Below are 22,170 nucleotides of genomic sequence, written 5' to 3' on the forward strand. Positions count from 1 at the left end.
CCTCTAGAACGCGGCTTTAGAACATCCCGGGCACTTCGAACTGCCCGGCGCGGGGGCGGTCCGACATCAGCGGTAGGCGATCGGGCAGATCGAGGCCGGAACGCGCGCGCTGCGCCTCGTCCGCGCCCTTGGGTGATCCTGCGATCGGCGTGCAGCTGCGTCCGGCGAGGAAATCGAGCGCGGTGCGGATCGAGGCCTCGTTCGTATCGCCCAGCGGACGGGTGATATCGTCTCCGGCGCGGCAGGAATTGGGCACCACGCCCGCGAGGCCGTTGAAATATTCGCCCTGGCCGTTTGCGTTCACCGTCTGGAAGGTCAGCGCGCGGATGCGCAGATCGCAGGCGGCGAGGTCAAACCCGTCCTGCCCCACCGGCTTGCCAAAGGTGTTGCCGCCCACCAGCGCCATGTTGGTGCCGAGATAGGGGATCATCGCATTGGCGATCAGCTCGCTGGCCGAGGCGCTGGCGCTGGTGGTGATGAAGGCGAGCCGCGTCGGCGCAATCGCATTGGCTTCGCTGCGGAAGGTGCGGGTGGTGTTGAGCGCGGATTTGGAGGCGCGCAGCACGGTGCGGCCGAACACCTGTCCGGTGCGGCCCGATCCGAGCAGATCGCCCATCACCTCGGCCACTTCCACCAACCCGCCGCCATTATAGCGCAGGTCGATGATGACTTCGCTCACCCCCTGCGCACGGAACTGGCCGAAGGCGCTGCGCAGCTGGTTCGATGCATCGGCGACGATGAAGGTGCGCAGGTTGATATAGCCGACCCGCTTGGGGCCATCATTGAGGATCACCGCGCCGTAACGGTCGGACACCGGATCGAGCGCGAAGTCGGTCTTGGTCACCGAGCGCTCGATGGTCGGCCCGCCGGGCTGCTGGATGAAGCGCAGCACGCGCGCAGTGCCGGCGGTGGTGGGGCCGAGGGCATTGACCACGGCTTGCGGCCCGCCGCTTGCCATCAGGCTGGAGACGCTTTGCAGCGGGTTGGCGGTGGTGCCGATGGCGGTGATCTCGGTCCCGCGGTCGAGCCCTGCGGCCAGTCCGTTGGCGCCTTCGAACGCCTCGGTCACGAACACGCGATTGGCTGCCGTGTCATAGAACAGGCGGATGCCGAAGCCCGCCGAGGAGCCCGAGCTGATCAGCGCGTTTTCCTCGGCGATCGAGGTGGCGAAGGTGAAGCCGCGATCCCGGCTGACCGCCCGCGCCGGGGCGACCCGCGCATCGAGATAGGCCTGCAAGGTGGTGACGCTCGACCGGTTCACGCTCGCGAGCAGATCGGGGAAGAGGTACCATTCATTGAGGACATTGTCGGCAAAGTCCTGCTGCGCGGCCAGCGAGCAGCCGCCCGTGGCAGGAGGCGTGCCGCCACCGCCACCGGTGGGCGGTGTGGTGGACGATCCGCCGCCGCCACAGCTTGCCAATGCAATCGCGAGAACGGAGCTGAGCGCGGTACGGGCGGCATTCATGGGACGAGCGACTCCGGCGAAAATGGCAGCTGTTGGGCGGGATGCAGCAGGCTTTGCTGCTACGCACCCGGGATGCCCAATGGATGCAATGAAGCGCGCCCGAGGGCAAGCGGGCGCGAAAATCCTAGGGAAAATCACGGATTGGGGGCTGCGCAGGCCTGCTTTTGCGAAGGTTTTCCTCAGAATCCGGCAAAAACCACCCCCGCCCATCTCGTTTCTCGGGCGTGAAGGGACTAGCAGGAGGGCGATGCAACGACTCAATCATGACTGATTTCCCTGCCTGGCTTGCACCCCGTGTGCCCGTTTCCGCGCGCCATTCCGGCCTCGCGGTGCTGGCGCTCGGCTCGGCCGAGGTGCTCGGACGCGGCGGTTTTGCGCTGACCAGTCCGGCCTTCGCCGCGGGCGAGGAGCTCGACGGCAGCTTCACAGCTGCCGAAGAGGACGCGGTTGCGCCTCCGCTGGAATGGAGCGCGCCGCCGCCGGGTTCACAGGAACTGGTAATCGTGGTCGAGGAAGCCTCCGCCAAGAGCGCCGATCCCGCCTGCCACTGGCTGGTGTGGGGTCTGCCGGCCCAGCGCGGCAAGCTGCTCGAAGGCGAAGTGCCGCCGCGCACGGGCAAGAATGCTTTCGGCAATTCCGAATGGCTGCTGCCCGATGTGCCGGAAGGCGAGACGCGCCACTACCTGTTCCAGATTTTCGCCACCGACCTGCCGCTCGTGCTGATGCCGGGTGCAAGCCGGGCGGAACTGCTCGCATCACTGCAAGGGTCGATCACGGCCTGCGCGGTGCTCCACGCCACCTTTACTGGCGGCGGGGATGACGATGCGGACTGGGAAGACGACGATATTTAAGTAACTGCCACTAAGACAAGGGAGTAGAAGATGGCTGGTACGACCAACGCACTGCAGAAGCCGGTGACGCTTTCGGGTGAACTCGAAGCGGTGATCGGCAAGGGCCCGATGACCCGTGCCCAGGTGACCTCGAAGGTGTGGGAATACATCAAGGCCCACGGCCTGCAGGACAGCAAGGACAAGCGTCAGATCAATCCCGATGCCAAGCTTGGCGCGGTGATCGGCAACGCCCAGATCTCGATGTTCAAGATGACCGCTGCGGTTTCGAAGCACCTCAGCTAAGACTGGCGCCCGCCTTCCGGCGGGATGCCACAGACACGGCGCGCGCGGCCTTCAGGCTTCGCGCGCCGTTTCGTTTGGGCGACTCACCCACCATGCGAGCCAGATGATCACCGGCTGGGCGAACATGCGCGGCACGTGATAGGCAAGGCCCAGCCCGCCGTCGGCACGGCCCATGTCCATGAGAAGATGGTTGATATTGGCCGGCCACACGCACAGCGCGTAGAGCGCAAGGCCCCACCCTGCCGCCTGCCGCAGCCTGGCCGAAAAGGGCTGCACCAGCCCGATTGCACCGAGGATTTCGGCCACGCCCGTCAGCAGCACCACGGCTTCAGGCGCTGGCACCCAGTCAGGGGTGATGGTGAGGAAGGGGGCAGGCTTGATGAGGTGCACCACCCCTGCCGCGAAATAGAACACCGCCAAAATCCAGCGCAGGATCGCGCGGATCATGCGCCCGGTTCCCAGCCCGGCTCAGCCAGCCGGAAGCCGGCAAAGTCGAACCCCGGCACCACCACGCAGGAGACGAGGCTGTAGCCGTGCACCGGCTCGCCAAAGGGGCGCGCGGCCTGCCATTCATGGGGTGCAACGAGGCCCTGCAATTGCTGCCCCGCGCCAATGTCAGCGCCAAGGATCACCGAGCGCGCCGGACCCGCATCATCGGCGGCAAGGCGGAGTTCGACCGGATCGCCCGCCTGCCACAACCACAGCTCGGCCGCATCGACCGTGTGCCAGTGCGAGGCTTCGCCGCTGCGCAGCAGGAAGATGATTGCGGTGCCCTGCGCGCGGCCATCCGGGCCTGCGTCCCCTCTCCACGTCTCGCGATACCACCCGCCTTCGGGATGGGCCGCAAGCCCCAATTGTTCGATCAATCCGCTCGCGCTATCCATGGCCCATTCCTTGCCCGTATCCTCGGGCGCTCTAGCTTCGGGAACAGCCACGATGCAATCTTTCCTGCCCTCGCGCCTTGCCCTTGCCGTGGCCCTGATCGTCGCCGCGCCCCTGTCTGCGCAGAAGGTGAGCGAGGAGCAGGCCGCCGCCACCGCCGCTGCCGCGCTCGATGCCGCGCCGGTGTTCGACGGGCATAATGACGCTCCCGGCCAGCTGCGCTCGCGCCAGAATAACCAGATCAACGCCTTCGACTTTACCGACACGATGGACGAGCACGATCACGTGGGCGGCGATGACGGGGCGATGCACACCGATCTCGTCCGGCTGAAAAAGGGCAAGGTCGGCGCGCAATTCTGGTCGGTCTATGTGCCGCACAATGCCAACGAGCCTGCCGCGATCCAGCAGACCATCGAGCAGATTGACGTCACCAAGCGCCTGATCGCGAAGAACCCCGAGACCATGCGCTATGCCCTGACGGCCGACGAGGTCGAAACCGCGATGCGCGAGGGCAAGATCGCGTCCTTGCTGGGGATGGAGGGCGGCTATTCGATCGGATCGAGCCTTGCCGTGCTGCGCCAGTTCCACGCGATGGGCGCGCGTTACATGACGCTGACCCACAATTCGAACATCCCCTGGGCCGATGCGGCGACCGACGCGCCGCTGCATGGCGGGCTGACGGAGTTCGGCAAGGATGTGGTGCGCGAGATGAACCGGCTGGGGATGCTGGTCGATCTCTCCCATGTCAGCGAAGACACGATGATGGACGCGCTCGATGTGGCGCAGGCTCCGGTGATCTTCAGCCATTCGGGCGCGCGGGGCGTAACCCCGCATCCGCGCAACGTGCCCGATGCCGTGCTCGCGCGCCTGCCTCAGAACGGGGGCGTGGTGATGGTGGTCGCTCTGCCGCGCTTCATCAACGAGGATATCCGCCAGTGGGACGCGCGCCGTGCGGGCGAGCTGGCGCGGATGAGGGCCGTGCACCTCGGCAATCCCGCCGCCGCCACCAAGGCGATGGAGGCATGGCTCGCCGCGAACCCCGAGCCCAAGAGCACCATCACCGACGTTGCCGACCATATCGACCACATCCGCAAGGTGGCAGGGGTCGAGCATATCGGGATCGGCGGCGATTATGACGGCATGCCGATCGGCCCGGTCGGGATGGAGGACGTCAGCGGCTATCCGGCGCTGTTCACCGAACTCGCCAAGCGCGGCTATTCGCAGGCCGAGCTGGAGATGATTGCCAGCCGCAACATCCTGCGCGTGATGCGCGCGGCCGAAGCCTATGCCGCGAGCGTCGCGGACATGGCCCCGATCGAGACGCTGATCAGTCCCGCAGCAGCTCGTTGATGCCGGTCTTGGAGCGGGTCTGCGCGTCCACGGTCTTGACGATCACCGCGCAGTAGAGGCTCGGCCCCATGGTGCCGTCGGGCAGGGGCTTGCCGGGCATCGAGCCGGGCACGACCACGGCATAGGGCGGGACGGAGCCGATGTGGACTTCGCCGGTGGCGCGGTCGACGATCTTGGTCGAGGCGCCGAGATAGACGCCCATCGAGAGCACCGCGCCTTCGCCCACGCGCACACCTTCGGCGACTTCGGCGCGGGCACCGATGAAGGCGTTGTCGCCGATGATCACGGGTTCGGCCTGAAGCGGTTCGAGCACGCCGCCGATCCCCGCACCGCCCGAGATGTGGACGTTGGCGCCGATTTGCGCGCAGGAGCCGACCGTGGCCCAGGTGTCGATCATGGTGTTCTCGCCAACGTAGGCGCCGATGTTGACGAAGCTCGGCATCAGCACCGCACCCTTGGAGATATGCGCGCCGCGGCGGACGACCGCGCCCGGCACCACGCGGAAACCGCCTTCGCGGAACCGCGCCTCGTCCCAGCCGGTGAACTTCAGCGGCACCTTGTCATAGGCGGGCGCGCTCGCCGCGCCGCCGTCGACAACGCCGTTGTCGTTGAGGCGGAAGGAGAGGAGCACGGCCTTCTTGAGCCACTGGTTGACGCGCCAGCCGCCGTTGCCGTCCGGCTCGGCCACACGCGCCGCACCGCTATCGAGCAGCGCGAGCGCAGCCTCCACCGCCTCGCCCACGGGGTGACCGGGGGTGACCGAGGCGCGGTCGTCCCAAGCGGCTTCGATGGCGGCGATCAGGGTGTCGGTCATGCGAGGTCTCCGGCGGTCAGAAATACGCCTGCGCGCCTAGACGCGCCGAAGACACACGGCAAGCGTTACGCAGGCATTCCGGCGGCCAGCGCGAATTCATAAGCCCGCTCGGCCAGCGGGCGCACACGGTCGCTCATGGCTTGCGCGTGGGTGCTGGAGGCGGTGCCGTCGATCACGCGCTTCTTGATGCCCTGCATGATCCCGGCGAGCCGGAACAGGTTATAGGCGAAGTACCAGTCCATCGGCGGGACGGGGAAACCGGTCTTGGCGACATAGCGCGCCACCGCCTCTTCCTGAGAGGGGATGCCGAGGCTCGCGATATCCAGCCCCACCAGCCCGGCGCGGCCATCGGCCGGGTTGTGCCAGTTGAGCATCAGGTAACTGAAGTCGGCAATCGGATCGCCCAGTGTCGACAGCTCCCAGTCAAGCACCGCGATGATGCGGGCTTCCGTCTTGTGGAAGATTACATTGTCGAGCCGGTAGTCGCCATGCACCACGCTGGAGCCATGCTGCGGCGGGATGGTCTGCGGCAGCCATTCGATCAGCCGCTCCATTTCCGGCATCAGCTCGGTTTCGGAGAGCTTGTACTGCTTGGTCCAGCGGGTGATCTGGCGCGCGCAGTAATCATTGGGCTTGCCGAATTCGCCCATGCCGATTTTCTCGGGCTCGCGCAGGTGCAGCTCGGCCATGGTGTCGATCAGCGCGTTGTAATGTTCGCGGCGCTCTTCGGGCGAGAGGCCGGGCAGCGCTCCGTTCCACAAGCTGCGGCCATCGGCCATGCTCATCACGAAGAACTTGGAGCCGATCACCTCCACATCCTCGCACAGGCCATAGGTGCGCGGGACGGGGAAGCCGGTGGGGTAGAGCCCCGTCATCGCCGCATATTCGCGGTCCACCGCGTGGGCGCTGGGGAGCAGCTTGCCGAAAGGCTGGCGGCGCAGCACGTAGGAGGCGCCCGGCGTGTCGATCCGGTAGGTCGGGTTCGACTGGCCGCCCTTGAACTTGGTGTAGCTGATCGGGCCTTCGAAGCCTTCGACATTGGCTTCGAACCACGCGGTGAGGCTGGCAAGGTCGAGCGCGTCCTTCTCGGTCACTTCGACCGTGCCGACCATTTCCTTGTCGAAATCAATGTCCATCAGTCGAACACCACGACGGTGCGGGCGGCATGGCCGGCGCGCATTGTGTTGAAGCCTTCGTTCACCTGATCGAGCGTGATCCGCTCGGCGATGATCGTGTCGAGATCGAGCAGCCCGCGCAGGTAGAAATCGACAAGGCGCGGCAGATCGACGGGGAAGTGGTTCATCCCCATCAAGGCGCCCATCAGCTTCTTCCCGCCGAGGAGATCAAAGGCCGACAGGCCGACCTTGCAGTCCAAGGGCATCATGCCGAGGATTACCGCCGTGCCCCCGCGCCGCAGCGATGCGACAGCGAGATCGGCCGAGGCCTGACGGCCCACCGCCTCGATCCCCCAGTCCACTCCGCCGCCCGAGATCGCGATGATCTGCTTGGCGGCGTCTTCGGCGAGCGCATCGACCGTGTGGGTCGCACCCAGCACTTCGGCGAGGGCGCGCTTTTCGGGGAGGGGATCGGCGGCGATGATCTTGCCCGCGCCGGCGATTTTCGCGGCGTTGATCGCGGCAAGGCCCACGCCGCCGCAACCGACCACCAGCACGGTTTCGCCCGGGGTCACCTTGCAGGCGTTGAAGATCGTGCCCGCCCCTGTCGTCACCGCGCAGCCGAGCAGCGCCGCACGATCGAAGGGCATGTCCTTGTCGATCGAAACGCAGGCGTGCTCGTGGATCAGCATCTGCTCCGACAGGGCGGAGAGGTTGAGCATCTGGTTGACCGGCGAACCATCGGCAAAGGCGATGCGCGAGGTCTCGCCCTTCTGGCGGCGCGTGTCCCCGCCAAGGCACAGGGCCATGCGCCCCGTCACGCAGAACTCGCAATGGCCGCAGAAGGCCGAAAGGCAGGAGACCACGTGATCGCCCGGCTTCACGGTGCGCACTTCCGAGCCCACCGCGCGCACGATCCCCGCCGCCTCGTGCCCGGGAATGCAGGGCAGGGCGTGGGGATAATGCCCGTCGATGAAGTGCAGGTCCGAATGGCACAACCCGCAGGCCTTGGTGTCGATCAGGACTTCATGCGGACCGGGCGCGGCATAGGTGACCTCTGCAATGCGCAGGCCCTGGCCGGGTTGTTCAAGGATGGCGGCTTTTGCCATGAGCAAGTCTTTCCGTTCGGTTCGAGCCCGCCGCGCGTCGTTCCGATGGGCGGGCTCGAAAGACAATCGAGAACCGTTCGTGCGAGCGTGTCTCGACTGCGCTCGACACGAACGGTGCTGCGGAGTTTGGCTTAACGCGCCACGCCCATGTCGCCCGAGCTGAAGCTCTGGGTGTCATTGACCGCCCGGCCGTGATTGCCGCGCAGGGCGTTCGCCGTCGGCCCGGGGACGGGGGCGTGCTTGGCGAACTCCATGTGCGCGATCGAGCGGGCGTGGACTTCGTCCGGCCCGTCGGCCAGGCGCAGGGTGCGCTGGTGGGCATAGGCCGAAGCAAGGCCGTAGTCTTCCGACACGCCGCCGCCGCCATGGGCCTGGATCGCATCGTCGATGATCTTCAGCGCCATGTTGGGGGCCTGCACCTTGATCATCGCGATTTCCTGCTTGGCCGACTTGTTGCCGACCTTGTCCATCATGTCGGCCGCCTTGAGGCAGAGCAGGCGGGTCATGTCGATGTCGATGCGGGCGCGCGCCACGCGCTCTTCCCACACCGAGTGCTTGTAGACCGGCTTGCCGAACGCCTCGCGCTCCTGCAGGCGGCGGCACATCTTGGCGAGCGCCTCTTCGGCGACCCCGATGGTGCGCATGCAGTGGTGGATGCGGCCCGGCCCGAGGCGGCCTTGCGCGATCTCGAAGCCGCGCCCTTCGCCCAGCAGGATGTTCGATGCCGGGACGCGCACGTCCTTCATCTCGACTTCCATGTGGCCGTGGGGCGCATCGTCATAGCCGAACACCGGCAGGTGGCGCAGGATGGTGACGCCGGGGGTGTCGATCGGCATCAGGATCTGCGATTGCTGCGCATGGCGCTGGGCGTCGGGATTGGTCTTGCCCATCACGATCGCGATCTTGCAGCGCGGATCGCCGAGGCCCGAAGACCACCACTTGCGCCCGTTGATCACGTAATGGTCGCCGTCGCGCTCGATGCGGGTTTCGATGTTCGTCGCGTCGGAGGAAGCGGTGTAGGGCTCGGTCATGAGGAAGGCGGAGCGGATCTCGCCGTTCATCAGCGGACGCAGCCACTGTTCCTTCTGCTCGCGCGTGCCGTAGCGGTGGAACACTTCCATGTTGCCGGTATCGGGCGCGGAGCAGTTGAACACTTCCGAAGCCCAGCCAAGCCGGCCCATTTCCTCGGCGCACAGCGCATATTCGAGGTTGGTGAGGCCCGGGCCGTCGAATTCGAAGGTCTCGTCGACATGGTGGTGGCTGTCGTTGCGGGGGGGCATGAAGAGGTTCCAGATGCCGGCTTCCTTGGCCAGCTTCTTCTTGTCCTCGATGATCTGGATCACCTTCCAGCGATCACCGGCCGCGTCCTGCGCCTTGTAGACATCCATGTTGGGGCGCACGTGCTGCTCGATGAAATCGCGCACGCGATCGCGCCAATAGGCCTGACGTTCGGTGGGTTCGAAATCCATGCGGGGGTTCCTCTCGTCCTCAATTGCAATCGAATCTGGGGTTACCGTGGCAGAGCCTCGGGGCTGCGCCAAGCTCTCATTTTCAGGGCGGCGGGGTGTCCTGCCGCAGCCTTGCCACGCGCTCGGCATGGTCGTCCTCGCCCAGCGGAAAGCGCAGGAACACCGTCACCGCGCAGGCCACGAACAGCGCGGTCAGGATGGTGAAGAACAGCATCAGCCGCTCGATCACCGCCGGATCGACCTGCCCGGGCACGGCATTGTCGGGAAAGCCCACCGCGCTGATCAGCGTGCCGGCCGCGAAGGTGCCGATGCCGGTGACGCATTTCTGCATGAACAGGTTGCCCGCGAAGAACAGCCCTTCCTCGCGGTGGCCGGTTTTCATCTCCGAATCCTCGACCACATCGGCCAGCATCGATCCGGTCAGCATCATCGGGCACACGCTGAAGCCGATCGCCAGCGTCATCAGCAGCAGGAACAGCGGGATCGTCAGCGGATCGCCATTGGCCGGGAACAGGCCGGCAAGGCGCAGGACGTAAGGCAGCAGTCCGAACACCACCGCGACCAGCGCCAGCGCTGCTGCGGCGCGCTTCTTGCCCATGCGGCGCGAGGCAATCGGCGTGATGACAAAGGCCATCACCACGCCCGCCAGCAAGGTTACCGGCCACAGCGACAGGGCCCAGCCGGGAAACTCCCAGACATAGGTCTGCATATAGGTGCTGGTGGCAAAGTTCAGGCCCTGGTTGGCATAGGCAAACACGCCCGCCCCCATCAGCGTGAGGAAGGCCGGATTGCGCAAGGTGCGGCGCATCGCGCGCAGTTCCTCGCCCAGCGGCAGGCGCGGGGGGAGCTTGGCGGGCGGCTTGGCGAGAGCGCGGTGCGTGCCCAGCGCGACCGTGAGGATCGCCAGCACCATCAGGATCACGCCCGACCACGCATAGGCCTGATACCCCCCGCGCCGCAGCAGGCCCGCAGGTTGTTCGGGCGTCGGCGCAAGGAACACCGCATAGGCCAGCCACAGCAGGAACAGCCCGCCCATCCAGCCGAACAGGAAGCGGTAGCGGATCACATCGGTGCGCTCGTGATAGTCCTGCGTGATCTCGGGCAGCATCGCCAGCGAGGGCACTTCATTGAGCGCAATCGCGGTGCGCACCAGAATGGCCGAACAGGTGAGATAGACCAGCATCCCGGTCTGGCCCCAATCGGGCGGGTTCCACAGCATGAACCACGACAGGCCGACCGGCAGCAGCGAGGCATAGAGCCACGGGTGGCGCCGCCCCCAGCGGGTGTTGGTGCGATCGGAAAGGTGGCCGATCACCGGATCGACAAAGGCATCGATGATCAGCGCCAGCATCACCGCCAGCCCCACCAGATCGGCGGGCAGGCCCATCACCTGATTGTAGAAGATCAGCAGGAAGACCGCGAAACCATTGTCCTTGATGCCATAGGCGATCGAGCCGACCCCGTAGGCAAGCTTGAGCCGATAGGGCACCTTCGCGGCAGCCACGCTCACCCGCGCGGCCCCCGTGCGCTTACGATCCCGGACAAATGTCTCTCTCCCATTTTCAGTTGCGAACCTAGACCGATTGGCCCCCGCGTCAATCGCCCCGTCACCGCCCCTGCGCCTGACGCTACGGCATCCTTCCAAGCGCGAAGGACGCTTGCAGCGTCACGCGAAATGCTCCTAACGTAAGCGTCAAGTGAGAGACGAGAGAGGAGAGTCGGTTATGGCCGATCTTGCACAATTCCGTGACGAAACCCGCGCGTGGCTCGAAGCCAACTGTCCGCCCGAAATGCGCGAACCTGTGCGTGACGAGAGCGACATCTACTGGGGTGGCCGCCGCGCCACCTTCAAGAATGATGCACAGAAGGCGTGGCTCGAAGCCTGCGTCGCCAAGGGCTACACCGTGCCGGCATGGCCCAAGGAATATGGCGGCGCGGGGCTTTCCCCGGCCGAGGCCAAGGTGCTGCGCGAGGAAATGGGCCGCATCGGCGCGCGCCCGCCGCTTTCATCCTTCGGCATCTGGATGCTCGGCCCGGCGCTGCTGCACTTCGGCACCGAGGGGCAGAAGCAGCGCTTCCTCAATGAAATCGCACGCGGCGAAATCCGCTGGTGTCAGGGCTATTCGGAACCGGGTTCGGGCTCCGACCTCGTGTCCTTGCAGACCTATGGCGAGGACAAGGGCGATTCCTGGGTGGTGAACGGCCAGAAGATCTGGACCTCCTATGCCGATCAGGCCGACTGGATCTTCTGCCTTGTCCGCACCGACAAGGAGGACAAGTATCAGGGCATCACCTTCATGCTCTACGACATGGCGTCCGAAGGCGTGACGACCAAGCCGATCAAGCTGATCAGCGGTTCCTCGCCCTTCTGCGAGACCTTCTTCGACAATGTCGCCGTGCCCAAGTCCTATGGCGAGGACATTCCCGCCTATGTCGGCACGATCAATCGCGGCTGGGACGTCGCCAAATATCTGCTCGGCCACGAGCGCGAGATGATCTCGGGCGCCGATAATGGCGAGCGTGCTGCGGCCATCGGCGCGATGATGAAGCGCCATGCGGCCAAGCTTGGCGATGATCTCGATCCGGTGCTGCGCGCGGAACTGGCGATGTTCGACGTGGATTCGCTCGCCTACACCGCGATGGGCGAGAAGTTCCTCGACGAGATCAAGGTCGGCAAGGCGCACCCCGCCCAGCCGAACATGATGAAATATGCCGGCACCGAACTGAACAAGCGCCGCCACGAGCTGATGATGGCGGTCGGCGGTTCGCGCAGCCTTGAGTGGGAGAGCGAGGCGACCGAGGGCGGCAAGCCGTCCAAGAACTGGCTGCGCACCAAGGCGAACTCGATCGAAGGCGGCACCTCGGAAGTCATGCTCAACGTGATTTCCAAGCGCATCCTCGATCTGCCGGGGGCTTGATTTAGTAACACGTGCCTCCCCGGGCTTGACCCGGGGCCCCGCTTCTTTTGGCGGGGAAGAAGGCAGCGGGATCCCGGGTCAAGCCCGGGAAGACGAAGAGTTTGGAGAGGGAAAACCAATGCCCCTGTATCACAATGAAGATCAGGCCATGCTGGCCGATACCGCGCGCGGCTTCATGGCCGACGAAGGCAACATCGCCAAACAGCTGCGCCACTGGCGCGATCGCAACTGCAAGGACGGCTTCGGCCACGGCCTCTGGAAGCAGATGGCCGAAATGGGCTTCACCGGCATGCTGGTGGACGAGGCCGATGGCGGGCTCGGCATGGGCCATGTAGAGGCCGGGATCGTGCTCGAGGAGATCGGCCGCAACCTGACGCCTTCGCCCTTCCTCACCTCCTCGGTGCTCGCCGCCACTGCGCTCAAGCACGGCTCGGACGATCTGAAGGGGCGCTACCTGCCCGGCCTGATTGCGGGCGACAGCGTGTTTGCGGTCGCGATTGACGAGACCGCCAAGCACCGTCCCTCGCGCATCGCCACCCGCGCCGAGAAATCGGGCAACGGCTTCCGCCTGACCGGTTCCAAGAGCTTCGTCATTCAGGGCGCCAGCTCGGACATGATCGTGGTCGCCGCGCGCACCTCGGGCAGCGATGAAGATGCCGACGGGATCACGCTGTTTGCGGTGCCCAAGGATGCCGCCGGCATGAGCCACGATAGCGTGCGGCTGGTCGACAGCTCGATGGCGACCCACACGAAGTTCGACGGGGTCGAACTGGATGGCGACGCTGTGATCGGCGAGATCGACGGCGGGCGCGCCGTGCTCGATGCCATGCTGCTCGCTGGCCGCGTCGGCGCGGCAGCCGAGGGCGTGGGCGTGGCCCGCGGCGCGATGGACATGACGGTCGATTACCTCAAGCAGCGCAAGCAGTTCGGGCGGCTGATCGGCGAGTTCCAGGCGCTCCAGCACCGCGCCAGCCACCTCTATTCCGAAGTCGAGATCGCCCGCGCTGTCACCATCAAGGCGCAGCAGCTGCTCGATGCCGGCGCGCCGAGCGCCGAGCTGATGGCGAGTGTCGCCAAGGCCAAGGTCGCCAAGACCGCGCGCCTTGCGGTGCAGGAAGGCGTGCAGATGCACGGCGGCATCGGCATGACCGACGAATATGACATCGGCCTCTACATGAAGCGCGACCGCGCGCTGGCCGAATTCCTCGGCGATGCCTTCTTCCACGCGAACCGCGTGGCCACCTTGAGCGGATATTGATCACATGGACATTCAATCACTTTTCAGCCTCGAAGGCCGCGTTGCCCTCGTCACCGGCGGCAGCCGCGGGATCGGCAAGATGTTCGTCGAAGGCTTGCTCGCGGCGGGCTGCGCACGGGTCTATATCTCGGCGCGCAAGATCGAGCAGATGCAGGCGACCATCGACGAGTTTGGCGCTGATCGCGTGATCGGCATCCCCGCTGACCTCAGCCAGATGGACGGCATGGTGAGCCTCGCCAACGAGATGAAGGCGCGCGAGAGCCATCTCGATATCCTCATCAACAATGCCGGTGCTGCCTGGGGCCAGCCCTATCTCGAATTCTCCGAGGCCGGCTGGCACCGGACGATGGACCTCAACGTCAAGACGCCTTTCTTCCTGACGCAGAAGCTCCACGATCTGCTGGTCGCAGGCGGCAAGCAGGGGCATCCGGCCAAGGTGATCCATGTCTCCTCGATTGACGGCCAGCGGATCAACCCGTGGGAAACCTATGCCTATCAGGCCTCCAAGGCGGGCCTGATCCAGCTGACGCGGCGCATGGCTGCGCGGCTCATTCAGGACAATATCGTCGTCACCTCGATCGCGCCGGGGGCCTTCCCGTCCGAGATGAACCGCGCCGCCAAGGACGCGCCCGATACTTCGGCGAGCGGCATCCCCGCCAAGCGCATAGGCACGGCCGAGGACATGGCCGCAGCCGCGATCTACCTGTGCAGCCGCGCGGGCGATTATGTGGTGGGCGAAACGCTGACGGTCGACGGCGGCGTGGTCAACGCCCACCTGCCGAGCCACTTCGCCGATCCGGGCGGCGGCCACTAAGGCCCGTCAGCCCCCGCACGACAAGAGGCCCACACCCCCGCAAAGGGATGTGGGCCAGGGAGACGTTGGGGGGAACCCCTCCGTCCGGGTCGCACCGTTTAGGTCGTGTCCGGACCCCCGGGTCCGGTCTTGCCCCCCATGTGCCGCGCCGGCATGGCCCTGTCTGTGATGGCCATCACGGATTTGCAGGCCCCATGCATTTACAAGGCAGGGGCGGGCCGGTTGCAGGTGTATAGCCGGCTCGCGATCGCGGCAGATGGGAGGCGCAGACCATGGACACCCTCGACGAGCTCATCGCCCGGCTTCAACCCGACACGCTGCTGCGCGCGCTCGCGCCCGACCAACTCCAGACGCTGCTGCGCGAGGCCAACCGCCGCGAATTGCGTTCCGGCGAGACGATCATCTCGCAGGGCGACGAGAACGGCGATTTCGCGGTGGTGGTGCTGGCCGGCGGTCTCAAGATCACCATGGTCAGCGCCAGCGGGCGCGAGATCATCCTCAACTATTGCGGCCCCGGCGAGTTGGTGGGGGAAATCGCCATGCTCGACAGCGGCCCGCGCACGGCGACCGTGACGGCGGCTGTCCCCTCGACCGTGGTGCTGCTGCCCTCGCACACCTTCCTCGCGGCGGCGACGGCCAACGCCGCCTCGGCCGCCGGCGTGATGCGCGAGCTCGCACGGCGGGTGCGCCAGCTCAATCTCGTGATCGAGAGCGACCGCACCTTCTCGATGGCCCCGCGCCTCGCCCGCGCGCTGGAACGGCTGATCGACACCGACAGCGCCGACGGGCGGCTGCGCTACGATCCGAGCCAGAGCGATCTCGGCGCCTTTGCCGGCCTTGCGCGGGAAAACGTCAGCCGCCTGCTGTCCGACTGGGAAGCGCAAGGGATCATCGCCCGCACCGGCCGGACCTTGCAGGTGCGCGACCGTGCCTATCTCCAGGCGCTCGCCGAATTCGGCGACGAGGCCTGAGGCCGGATTTCACGGACAGGCAAAGGGCTCTCGGAGCGCTCCCTTACGCGCCGAGGCAGGCGTCGAGCGCGTCGTGGAAATGCTGCACGCGGCTTTCCTCGTCGCTCAGCCACACGCGCTGAAAACCGCTCGAGGCCATGCCCTGCTGCACGCGGGTGAGCAGCGAGATATCCTCGTCGATCGTCACCGTCATGGTCTTGCGGCCCGCGATGATATCCTCGTGGGTGAAGCTGTCGCGCTCCGGACGGCGATAATCGGCGGGACGCGGGCCGTTGAGGCGGAAGTGGGTGCCGATCTCGGGATCATCGCCATCGCCCTTGCGGCGGGCGGCGGCGGCATCCTCCTCGCGCCCGTGGAACTGCACCAGCGTGATCATGTCGAACTGGCTCTTGCCCGGATCATCCGCATCGGGGCGCGAGCGCATCAGCCACGCGCTTTCGGGTGTCACCGACAGGATGATGTTGGGGAACAGGTTGAACTGCCAGATATCACTCAGCTGCGCGTCGCTGAAATCGTCATAGGCCAGCCCCTGCGCCTGCGCGATCGCGCGCTTGGCCTGTTGCAGCGCGGGGCGCACCGCCTCCACCCGCCCGCGATAATCCTCCGGATCGAGCCCAAGCGCCTGCAACTGCATCGACAGCATGTCGGTCGGCACCTCGGGCGTGGGGAAGCCCGAATCCGTCACGCCACCGGGGACATAGACGGCGGTGTGGCCGGACGCGAACAGCTCGAAGGGCGCGGTCGCGCATTCGAACATCCGCCGGTGGATCGGGTGGATGAAGGGGACGTGATAGAGCTCGGCGAAATTGTCGAGGATCGCCTTCCAGTTGCAGGTGTGCGAAACGCTCTGGTCATTGGTGATGCTCATCGCCTCGATCCGGTAGGGCGCGAGGAGATCGTGCACCGGGCCGAGGAATTCGCGCAAGGCCATGCCCCCGGGCGTCAGCCGCACGAAGACAAGGCCGAGCGCCTCCTCCACCTCCACCGCCTGCAACGCCAGCTCGTCCTTGGGCAGGCCGTTGGAAAAGCGCCCCGCGCCCGGCACGCCCTGCAGGCTGCCGTCGAGACCATAGGCCCAGGCGTGATAGGGGCAGACGAACTTGCGCAATGTTCCGAATGGCTCGCTCACCAACCGCGTGCCGCGATGGGTGCAGGCATTGTGCATGGCGCGCAAGCCTCCGTCGATGCCACGCGCGACGATCAGGCTTTCCGCGCCGATTTCGAAGGTGATGAACTGCCCCGGCGCTGCCACATCGCAGGCAAGGCCTGCGACGAGCCATGTCTTGGCCCACAGCTCGGTGCGCTCGCGCTCCATCCATTCGCGCGCAAGATAGCGGTGCTTGTCGAAATTGCGGATCGGGATCGGCGACGTGTCGGGCGCATGGGGGCGCGGACTGGTGGCGGGCATGGCTCTCTCCCGGCTGTCTGGCAGCGATGGCGCAGGGTAAGCCTGCAAGGCGCTTTGCCAGAACTGGCGAATGAAGCAGGGGACGAGCGCACTTGCGGGCGCGCTGCCGTCCCTGCTAGCCTTGCGTCAGGGAGACAGGGGAGGGGATCACCATGCATCAGGGCACCATCGCTGCGGGGCGCAGCGCAGCATGAGCGCGCGGTTGCTGGCCGAGGCGCTCGGCACCTTCTTCCTGTTCGCCACGGTGGTTGGCGCGGGGATCATGGCCGAAAAGCTGGCGGGCGGGAACGTTGCGGTCGCGCTGATCGGCAACACCCTGCCGATTGCCGGGATGCTGTTCGTGATCATCGTCATGCTGGGGCCGATCTCGGGCGCGCATTTCAATCCGGTGGTGACGCTGGTGATGAAGCTGCGCGGCGAGATCGAGAGCGGTGCGGCGCTCGCCTATGTGCTGGTGCAGGTCATCAGCGGCGTGCTGGCGGTGTGGGCGGTGCACCTGATGTTCGAGCTGCCGATCATCCAGATCGCCGATACCCCGCGCACCGGCATCGGCCAGTGGGTGAGCGAGGGGATCGCGACCTTCGGGCTGATCCTCACCATCCTCGCCACGGCCCGTGCCGCGCCCGAGCGGGTGCCGGTGAGCGTCGCGCTCTATATCTTTGCCGCCTGCTGGTTCACCTCGTCGACCAGTTTTGCCAACCCCGCGATCACGATTGCGCGCAGTTTCACCGACACCTTCGCCGGGATCGCGGCGATGGATATTCCGGGTTTCGTGGCTGCCCAGATCGCGGGCGCATTGCTGGCGATGGGCGTGGGCCGGGTGCTGCTGGGGCCGGAGCCCGCAGTCTAGCCCATCAACCCGCGCACAAACGGGATCAGCCCGGTCTGGCGCTGGCGCTTCATGCGTTCGGCCTCGAGGATTGCGCAGACCTTGGCAAAGCACACCTCGACGTCATCATTGATGATGACATAGTCATAGCCGTCCCAGTGGCTGATCTCGGCGCGGGCGCGTTCCATCCGGGCGTTGATGACCTCGGCGCTGTCGGTGGCGCGGCTCTTTAGGCGGCGGTGCAGCTCCTCGATCGAGGGCGGCAGGATGAACACCCGCACCACGTCCTGCTGGTCCTTCTGGTAGAGCTGCTGGGTGCCCTGCCAGTCGATGTCGAACAGGAAGTCCTGCCCTTCCTTCAATCCGGCGCGGATCATCCCCTTGGGCGTGCCGTAGCGGTGGCCGAACACCTCGGCCCATTCGTAGAAATCGTCCTCGTCGATCATCGCCTGGAAGCGTTCGGGCGAGACGAAGTGGTAATGCACCCCGTCCACCTCGCCGGCGCGCGGCGGGCGGGTGGTGGCGGAAACCGACAGGCGGATCTCGTCATCCTTGGCCAGCAGCATCCGCGAAAGCGTCGTCTTGCCCGCACCCGAGGGCGAGGAGAGGATGAACATCAGGCCGCGGCGGTGGAGATGATCGGAAGCGTTGTCTGCCATAGGCCCCGTTGCACCAACATGGGGGCCGAAATCAAGCGCGCTCAGGATTCGCTGTCGGCTGGCGGCAGGACGGGCGGGGCCTTGCGCTTGCGCCGCCGCCCCTCGATCGCCTTGCCGCGATCATAGAGCACCTTGGCCGCGAGCCCGCCCGCGACCACCGCGAGGCCGACCGGCGAGCGGGTGGCAAGGCGGCTTGCCCCCCACAGCGCCAGCGTGCTGGCGATCCCGCGGTTTTCGACCAGTTTCTTCGCTGTGTCGGCCTCAAGCTGGCCGGTCAGCAGGCCCTTTTCGAGCCTGCGCCGCAGCAGATTGCCCGCGCCGCGCAGCACGATGTCGGCAATCACAAGGTTGGTGACCGGATCGGGCGAGGGCAGGCGTGCATCGCCCTGCTTGGCGGGGCCTTCAGCCGTGCCTTTGGGCTTGCGCCGCGCCATCGCGCCTATTTCTTGCGACCGAAATCGATGCTGACAACGTTCGAGCCGTCACCATCGCCGTCGCTCTCGGTGCCGTCATTCTCGGCATCCTCGTGGGCTTCGGGGGCGAGTTCATCCGCCGCGGCCTGGAATTGCAGTCCGAAATCGACCGCCGGATCGACGAAGGCGGTGATCGCGGCGAAGGGAATGGTGAGCTTGGCCGGCACCTGATTGAAGGTGAGGCTGACCGAGAATCCGGCCGCGCCAACCTCCAGATCCCAGAACTTGTTCTGGAGCACGATGGTCATCTCGTCCGGGAATCGCTCGCGCAGATGCGGCGGGATCGAGACCCCCGGCGCGCCGGTCTTGAAGGTGATGTAGAAGTGATGCGCGCCCGGCAAGGTGCCGCCGCCGCCGACGATCGAGCCAAGCACCCGGCCGACCACGGCGCGCAGGGCTTCCTGCACGATCTCGTCGTAGGGGATCAGACTGTCTGGCGTATCGCTGCTCATGATGAGCGAAAGGTGGCGGCGCGCGTCAGTTTGGTCAAGCCTTTACCGCTCCATGTCGCGGGTTTGACAGGGGATAGCGCGCGCAGCTCGCAGGGGCGCTTGTCACCGCCGCCCAGAGGCCTATAGGCTCGCGGATTATGGCCAGCACCCCCGCCCGCACCGGCTCGGTGACACGCAACACCACCGAGACCAAGATCGCCATCGCCGTCAATCTTGACGGGACCGGCGCCTATGACGTCAGCACCGGCATCGGCTTTCTCGATCACATGGTCGAACAGTTCAGCCGCCATTCGCTGATCGACGTAACGATGAAGGTGGAGGGCGACCTCCATGTCGACCAGCACCACACCACCGAGGATTCGGCGATCGCGCTGGGTCAGGCGATTACGCAGGCGCTGGGCGACAAGGCGGGAATCGGGCGCTACGGCGCGGCCTACTCTCCGATGGACGAGGCGCTGAGCCGCGTCGCGCTCGACATTTCCGGGCGGCCCTACCTCGTGTGGAAGGCCAAGTTCACGCAGGAACGCCTCGGCGAATGGGATACCGAGCTGATCGAGCACTGGTTCCACTCCGTGTCGCAGGCCGCGGGCATCACGCTGCACATGGAACTGCTCTACGGCAGCAATAACCACCATATCTGCGAGAGCCTTTACAAGGGCTTCGCCCGCGCGATGCGGCAGGCGGTGGAGCGCGACCCGCGCAAGGGCGAGAGCGTGCCGAGCACCAAGGGGCAGCTCGGTGGCTGAGACTGTCTTCGTTCCTCCCCGTTCCATCGGAATGGGGAGGTGGCAGCCCAAAGGGCTGACGGAGGGGTATGCGGCGCGGGCGGAGTTTACCCCTCCGTCACTGCTGCGCAGTGCCACCTCCCCATCCCGGATCATGTCCGGGACAGGGAGGGACTGATGGCCGAAGTCATCGCCCTCATCGATTACGGGGCCGGCAACCTTCATTCAGTGCATAATGCCTTGAAGGCGGCGGGTGCGCAGGTGACCGTCACCGCCGATCCCTATGTCGTGCGCGCGGCGGACCGGATTGTCCTGCCCGGCGTCGGCAGCTTCAAGGCCTGTGCGGAAGGCCTCAATGCCATTCCCGGCATGGTCGAGGCCATGACCGAGCGGGTGCACGTGGGGGCTGCACCTTTCCTCGGCATCTGCGTCGGCATGCAATTGCTGGCGGATCGCGGGCTGGAGCATGGCGAGACCCCGGGCCTCGGCTGGATTCCGGGCGAAGTGCGGCTGATCGAGCCTTCGGACGCCGCCATCAAGGTGCCGCACATGGGCTGGAACGATGTCGCCATGCTGCCGCACGCGCGCGGCCATGCGGTGATCGAGGAGGGCGAGGCCTATTTCCTCCACTCCTATCACTTCGCCGCGACCGATCCGCACACCATCGCGGCGATGACCGATCATGGCGAGGGGCTTGTCGCAGCGGTTGCGCGCGGCAACATCCTCGGCGTGCAGTTTCACCCGGAGAAGAGCCAGAGCTATGGTCTGGCGACCCTCCGGCGCTTTCTGGAGTGGTATCCGTGATTGTATTTCCCGCCATTGATTTGAAGGGCGGTCAGGTCGTCCGTCTCGCGGAAGGCGATATGGACCGCGCCACGATCTACGGCGATGATCCCGCCGCGCAGGCGCTGATCTTTGCGGAAGCCGGCGCCGAGCATCTCCACGTGGTCGATCTCGACGGCAGCTTTGCGGGCGAAAGCCGCAACCGCGAAGCCGTGGAAGCGATCGTCGCAGCCTTCCCCGGCTATGTGCAACTCGGCGGCGGCATCCGCGATGCGGCGGCGGTGGAGGGGTGGTTCAACCTCGGCGTTGCGCGCGTCGTGATGGGCTCGGCGGCGCTCAAGAACCCCGAATTCGTCAAGGACATGGCGCGCGAGTGGGAGAACGGCATCGTCGTCGCGGTCGACGCGAAGGACGGGATGGTGGCGACCGAGGGCTGGGCGGAAGTCTCCGACGTTCCGGTGACTGACCTCGCCCGCCGCTTCGAGGATGCGGGCGTCGCCTCGCTGCTGTTCACCGACATTGGCAGGGACGGCCTGCTCAAGGGCGTGAACATCGAAGCCACCGTGGACCTTGCTCGCCGCGTCGACATTCCGGTGATCGCCAGCGGCGGGGTGAAGGGGCTGGACGACATCCACATCCTCTCGCTCCACGCGCACGAGGGGATCGAAGGCGTGATCACGGGCCGCGCGCTCTACGAGGGGCGGCTGGACTTGGCCGCGGCAATCGCGATGGGGGCCAGGGCGGCATGACCGTCCGCATCCGCGTCATCCCCTGCCTCGACGTCGCCGATGGGCGCGTGGTCAAGGGCGTCAATTTCGTTGATCTGAAGGACGCGGGCGATCCCGTCGAGCAGGCGCGCGCCTATGATGCGGCGGGCGCGGACGAGCTGTGCTTTCTCGATATTTCCGCCAGCCACGAAGGGCGCGGGACGCTGCTCGACATGGTGCGGCGCACGGCGGAAGTGTGCTTCATGCCGCTGACCGTCGGCGGCGGCGTGCGCTCTGCGGAGGACGCGCGCGCGCTGCTGCTGGCGGGGGCGGACAAGGTGGCGGTCAACTCCGCGGCGGTTGCCCGGCCCGAACTGGTGGGCGAGATTGCCGAGCGCTTCGGCAGCCAGTGCGTGGTCGCCAGTGTGGACGCGCGCCGCACGCCGCGGGGCAATTGGGAAATCTTCACCCATGGCGGCCGCAAGCCCACGGGCATCGACGCGGTCGAATACGCCCGCAAGGTTGCTGACCTTGGCGCGGGCGAATTGCTCGTCACCTCGATGGACGGGGACGGGACGCAGCGCGGCTACGACCTCGATCTGACCCGCGAGATTGCCGATAGCGTCAGCGTGCCGGTGATCGCGAGCGGCGGGGTGGGAAGCCTCGAGCACCTCGTCGAGGGCGTGGTGAAGGGCCACGCCAGCGCGGTGCTCGCCGCCTCGATCTTCCACTTCGGCCACCACACCATTGCCGAGGCCCACGCGGCCCTGAGGGCAGCAGGACTTCCGGCACGCGGTTGAAACTTCGTCATTGCGAGCGTAGCGAAGCAATCCATG

General features: G+C 66.2%; 24 protein-coding genes. 12 read left to right on the top strand and 12 right to left on the bottom strand.

What is annotated here, in order from left to right; genetic code table 11:
* Positions 1-16: 16 nt before the first annotated feature.
* Positions 17-1,465, bottom strand: coding sequence for a S41 family peptidase (locus tag RSE14_RS12555; protein ID WP_324074163.1), 1,449 nt, complete (start codon positions 1,463-1,465; stop codon positions 17-19).
* Positions 1,466-1,728: 263 nt separating this feature from the next.
* Between RSE14_RS12555 and RSE14_RS12560 the strand changes: the two genes are divergently transcribed.
* The gene (locus RSE14_RS12560; RefSeq protein ID WP_324074164.1) at positions 1,729-2,316 is read left to right on the top strand and encodes a YbhB/YbcL family Raf kinase inhibitor-like protein; all 588 of its coding nucleotides are present in this window, start codon (positions 1,729-1,731) and stop codon (positions 2,314-2,316) included.
* Between the two features lie 30 nt (positions 2,317-2,346).
* A complete protein-coding gene (locus RSE14_RS12565) occupies positions 2,347-2,598 on the top strand; it encodes an SWIB/MDM2 domain-containing protein (protein WP_324074166.1) in 252 nt (83 codons plus the stop codon).
* Between the two features lie 51 nt (positions 2,599-2,649).
* Here RSE14_RS12565 and RSE14_RS12570 read toward each other — a convergent pair whose 3' ends face one another.
* A complete protein-coding gene (locus RSE14_RS12570; protein WP_324074167.1) occupies positions 2,650-3,045 on the bottom strand; it encodes a DoxX family protein in 396 nt (131 codons plus the stop codon).
* Positions 3,042-3,482 (bottom strand): cupin domain-containing protein, encoded by a 441-nt coding sequence (locus RSE14_RS12575; RefSeq protein WP_324076919.1) that lies wholly within the window; start codon positions 3,480-3,482, stop codon positions 3,042-3,044. The genes RSE14_RS12570 and RSE14_RS12575 overlap by 4 nt, the downstream gene beginning before the upstream one ends.
* A gap of 52 nt (positions 3,483-3,534) precedes the next feature.
* Here RSE14_RS12575 and RSE14_RS12580 point away from each other — a divergent pair, with 52 nt between their 5' ends.
* Entirely contained in the window at positions 3,535-4,830 is a 1,296-nt protein-coding gene (locus RSE14_RS12580; protein ID WP_324074168.1) for a dipeptidase, read from the top strand.
* Here RSE14_RS12580 and dapD read toward each other — a convergent pair.
* The 5 genes from dapD to RSE14_RS12605 all read right to left on the bottom strand — a co-directional run bounded on the left by dapD (position 4,808) and on the right by RSE14_RS12605 (position 10,847).
* On the bottom strand, positions 4,808-5,644 hold the full coding sequence (gene dapD / locus RSE14_RS12585; RefSeq protein WP_324074169.1) for a 2,3,4,5-tetrahydropyridine-2,6-dicarboxylate N-succinyltransferase: 837 nt from the start codon (positions 5,642-5,644) through the stop codon (positions 4,808-4,810). The two genes, RSE14_RS12580 and dapD, sit on opposite strands and share 23 nt — an antisense overlap.
* Before the next feature lie 65 nt (positions 5,645-5,709).
* On the bottom strand, positions 5,710-6,780 hold the full coding sequence (locus RSE14_RS12590; protein WP_324074170.1) for a phosphotransferase family protein: 1,071 nt from the start codon (positions 6,778-6,780) through the stop codon (positions 5,710-5,712).
* Complete coding sequence (locus tag RSE14_RS12595; RefSeq protein WP_324074171.1) at positions 6,780-7,868, bottom strand: Zn-dependent alcohol dehydrogenase; 1,089 nt, start codon at positions 7,866-7,868, stop codon at positions 6,780-6,782. The genes RSE14_RS12590 and RSE14_RS12595 overlap by 1 nt, the downstream gene beginning before the upstream one ends.
* A 131-nt stretch (positions 7,869-7,999) precedes the next feature.
* Positions 8,000-9,337 carry an acyl-CoA dehydrogenase family protein gene (locus tag RSE14_RS12600; protein ID WP_324074172.1) on the bottom strand — a complete coding sequence of 446 codons (1,338 nt, stop codon included), beginning with the start codon at positions 9,335-9,337 and terminating at the stop codon, positions 8,000-8,002.
* Positions 9,338-9,419: 82 nt separating this feature from the next.
* Positions 9,420-10,847, bottom strand: coding sequence for an MFS transporter (locus RSE14_RS12605; protein WP_324074173.1), 1,428 nt, complete (start codon positions 10,845-10,847; stop codon positions 9,420-9,422).
* 214 nt (positions 10,848-11,061) lie between these two features.
* Here RSE14_RS12605 and RSE14_RS12610 point away from each other — a divergent pair, with 214 nt between their 5' ends.
* The 4 genes from RSE14_RS12610 (at position 11,062) to RSE14_RS12625 (ending at position 15,298) form a co-directional block, all read left to right on the top strand.
* On the top strand, positions 11,062-12,255 hold the full coding sequence (locus RSE14_RS12610) for an acyl-CoA dehydrogenase family protein (RefSeq protein ID WP_324074174.1): 1,194 nt from the start codon (positions 11,062-11,064) through the stop codon (positions 12,253-12,255).
* Between the two features lie 118 nt (positions 12,256-12,373).
* Positions 12,374-13,513: an acyl-CoA dehydrogenase family protein gene (locus RSE14_RS12615; RefSeq protein WP_324074175.1), complete on the top strand. Its 1,140-nt coding sequence runs from the start codon at positions 12,374-12,376 to the stop codon at positions 13,511-13,513.
* Between the two features lie 4 nt (positions 13,514-13,517).
* Entirely contained in the window at positions 13,518-14,327 is an 810-nt protein-coding gene (locus RSE14_RS12620; RefSeq protein ID WP_324074176.1) for an SDR family oxidoreductase, read from the top strand.
* A gap of 272 nt (positions 14,328-14,599) precedes the next feature.
* A complete protein-coding gene (locus RSE14_RS12625) occupies positions 14,600-15,298 on the top strand; it encodes a Crp/Fnr family transcriptional regulator (RefSeq protein ID WP_324074177.1) in 699 nt (232 codons plus the stop codon).
* 43 nt (positions 15,299-15,341) lie between these two features.
* Here RSE14_RS12625 and RSE14_RS12630 read toward each other — a convergent pair whose 3' ends face one another.
* A complete protein-coding gene (locus tag RSE14_RS12630; RefSeq protein WP_324074178.1) occupies positions 15,342-16,706 on the bottom strand; it encodes an aromatic ring-hydroxylating oxygenase subunit alpha in 1,365 nt (454 codons plus the stop codon).
* Between the two features lie 190 nt (positions 16,707-16,896).
* Between RSE14_RS12630 and RSE14_RS12635 the strand changes: the two genes are divergently transcribed.
* Positions 16,897-17,556: an aquaporin gene (locus RSE14_RS12635; RefSeq protein ID WP_324074179.1), complete on the top strand. Its 660-nt coding sequence runs from the start codon at positions 16,897-16,899 to the stop codon at positions 17,554-17,556.
* Here the strand turns inward: RSE14_RS12635 and gmk are convergent.
* From gmk to RSE14_RS12650, 3 genes are read right to left on the bottom strand one after another with little or no spacing between them, the layout of a single operon-like run.
* On the bottom strand, positions 17,553-18,194 hold the full coding sequence (gene gmk, locus RSE14_RS12640; protein ID WP_324074180.1) for a guanylate kinase: 642 nt from the start codon (positions 18,192-18,194) through the stop codon (positions 17,553-17,555). The genes RSE14_RS12635 and gmk overlap by 4 nt on opposite strands.
* A gap of 41 nt (positions 18,195-18,235) precedes the next feature.
* The gene (locus tag RSE14_RS12645; RefSeq protein ID WP_324074181.1) at positions 18,236-18,628 is read right to left on the bottom strand and encodes a hypothetical protein; all 393 of its coding nucleotides are present in this window, start codon (positions 18,626-18,628) and stop codon (positions 18,236-18,238) included.
* Positions 18,629-18,633: 5 nt separating this feature from the next.
* Complete coding sequence (locus RSE14_RS12650) at positions 18,634-19,119, bottom strand: SspB family protein (RefSeq protein WP_324074182.1); 486 nt, start codon at positions 19,117-19,119, stop codon at positions 18,634-18,636.
* A gap of 137 nt (positions 19,120-19,256) precedes the next feature.
* Here RSE14_RS12650 and hisB point away from each other — a divergent pair, with 137 nt between their 5' ends.
* The 4 genes from hisB (at position 19,257) to hisF (ending at position 22,134) form a co-directional block, all read left to right on the top strand.
* Complete coding sequence (gene hisB, locus RSE14_RS12655; RefSeq protein WP_324074183.1) at positions 19,257-19,865, top strand: imidazoleglycerol-phosphate dehydratase HisB; 609 nt, start codon at positions 19,257-19,259, stop codon at positions 19,863-19,865.
* Between the two features lie 156 nt (positions 19,866-20,021).
* Entirely contained in the window at positions 20,022-20,648 is a 627-nt protein-coding gene (hisH, locus tag RSE14_RS12660; protein WP_324074184.1) for an imidazole glycerol phosphate synthase subunit HisH, read from the top strand.
* Positions 20,645-21,376 carry a 1-(5-phosphoribosyl)-5-[(5-phosphoribosylamino)methylideneamino]imidazole-4-carboxamide isomerase gene (gene hisA, locus RSE14_RS12665; RefSeq protein ID WP_324074186.1) on the top strand — a complete coding sequence of 244 codons (732 nt, stop codon included), beginning with the start codon at positions 20,645-20,647 and terminating at the stop codon, positions 21,374-21,376. Before hisH ends, hisA begins: the two co-directional genes overlap by 4 nt.
* Complete coding sequence (gene hisF / locus RSE14_RS12670) at positions 21,373-22,134, top strand: imidazole glycerol phosphate synthase subunit HisF (protein ID WP_324074188.1); 762 nt, start codon at positions 21,373-21,375, stop codon at positions 22,132-22,134. Before hisA ends, hisF begins: the two co-directional genes overlap by 4 nt.
* Positions 22,135-22,170 lie beyond the last annotated feature (36 nt).

Origin of the sequence: Erythrobacter sp. (genome assembly GCF_035194505.1) — a bacterium.
Taxonomy (GTDB): Bacteria; Pseudomonadota; Alphaproteobacteria; order Sphingomonadales; family Sphingomonadaceae; genus Erythrobacter.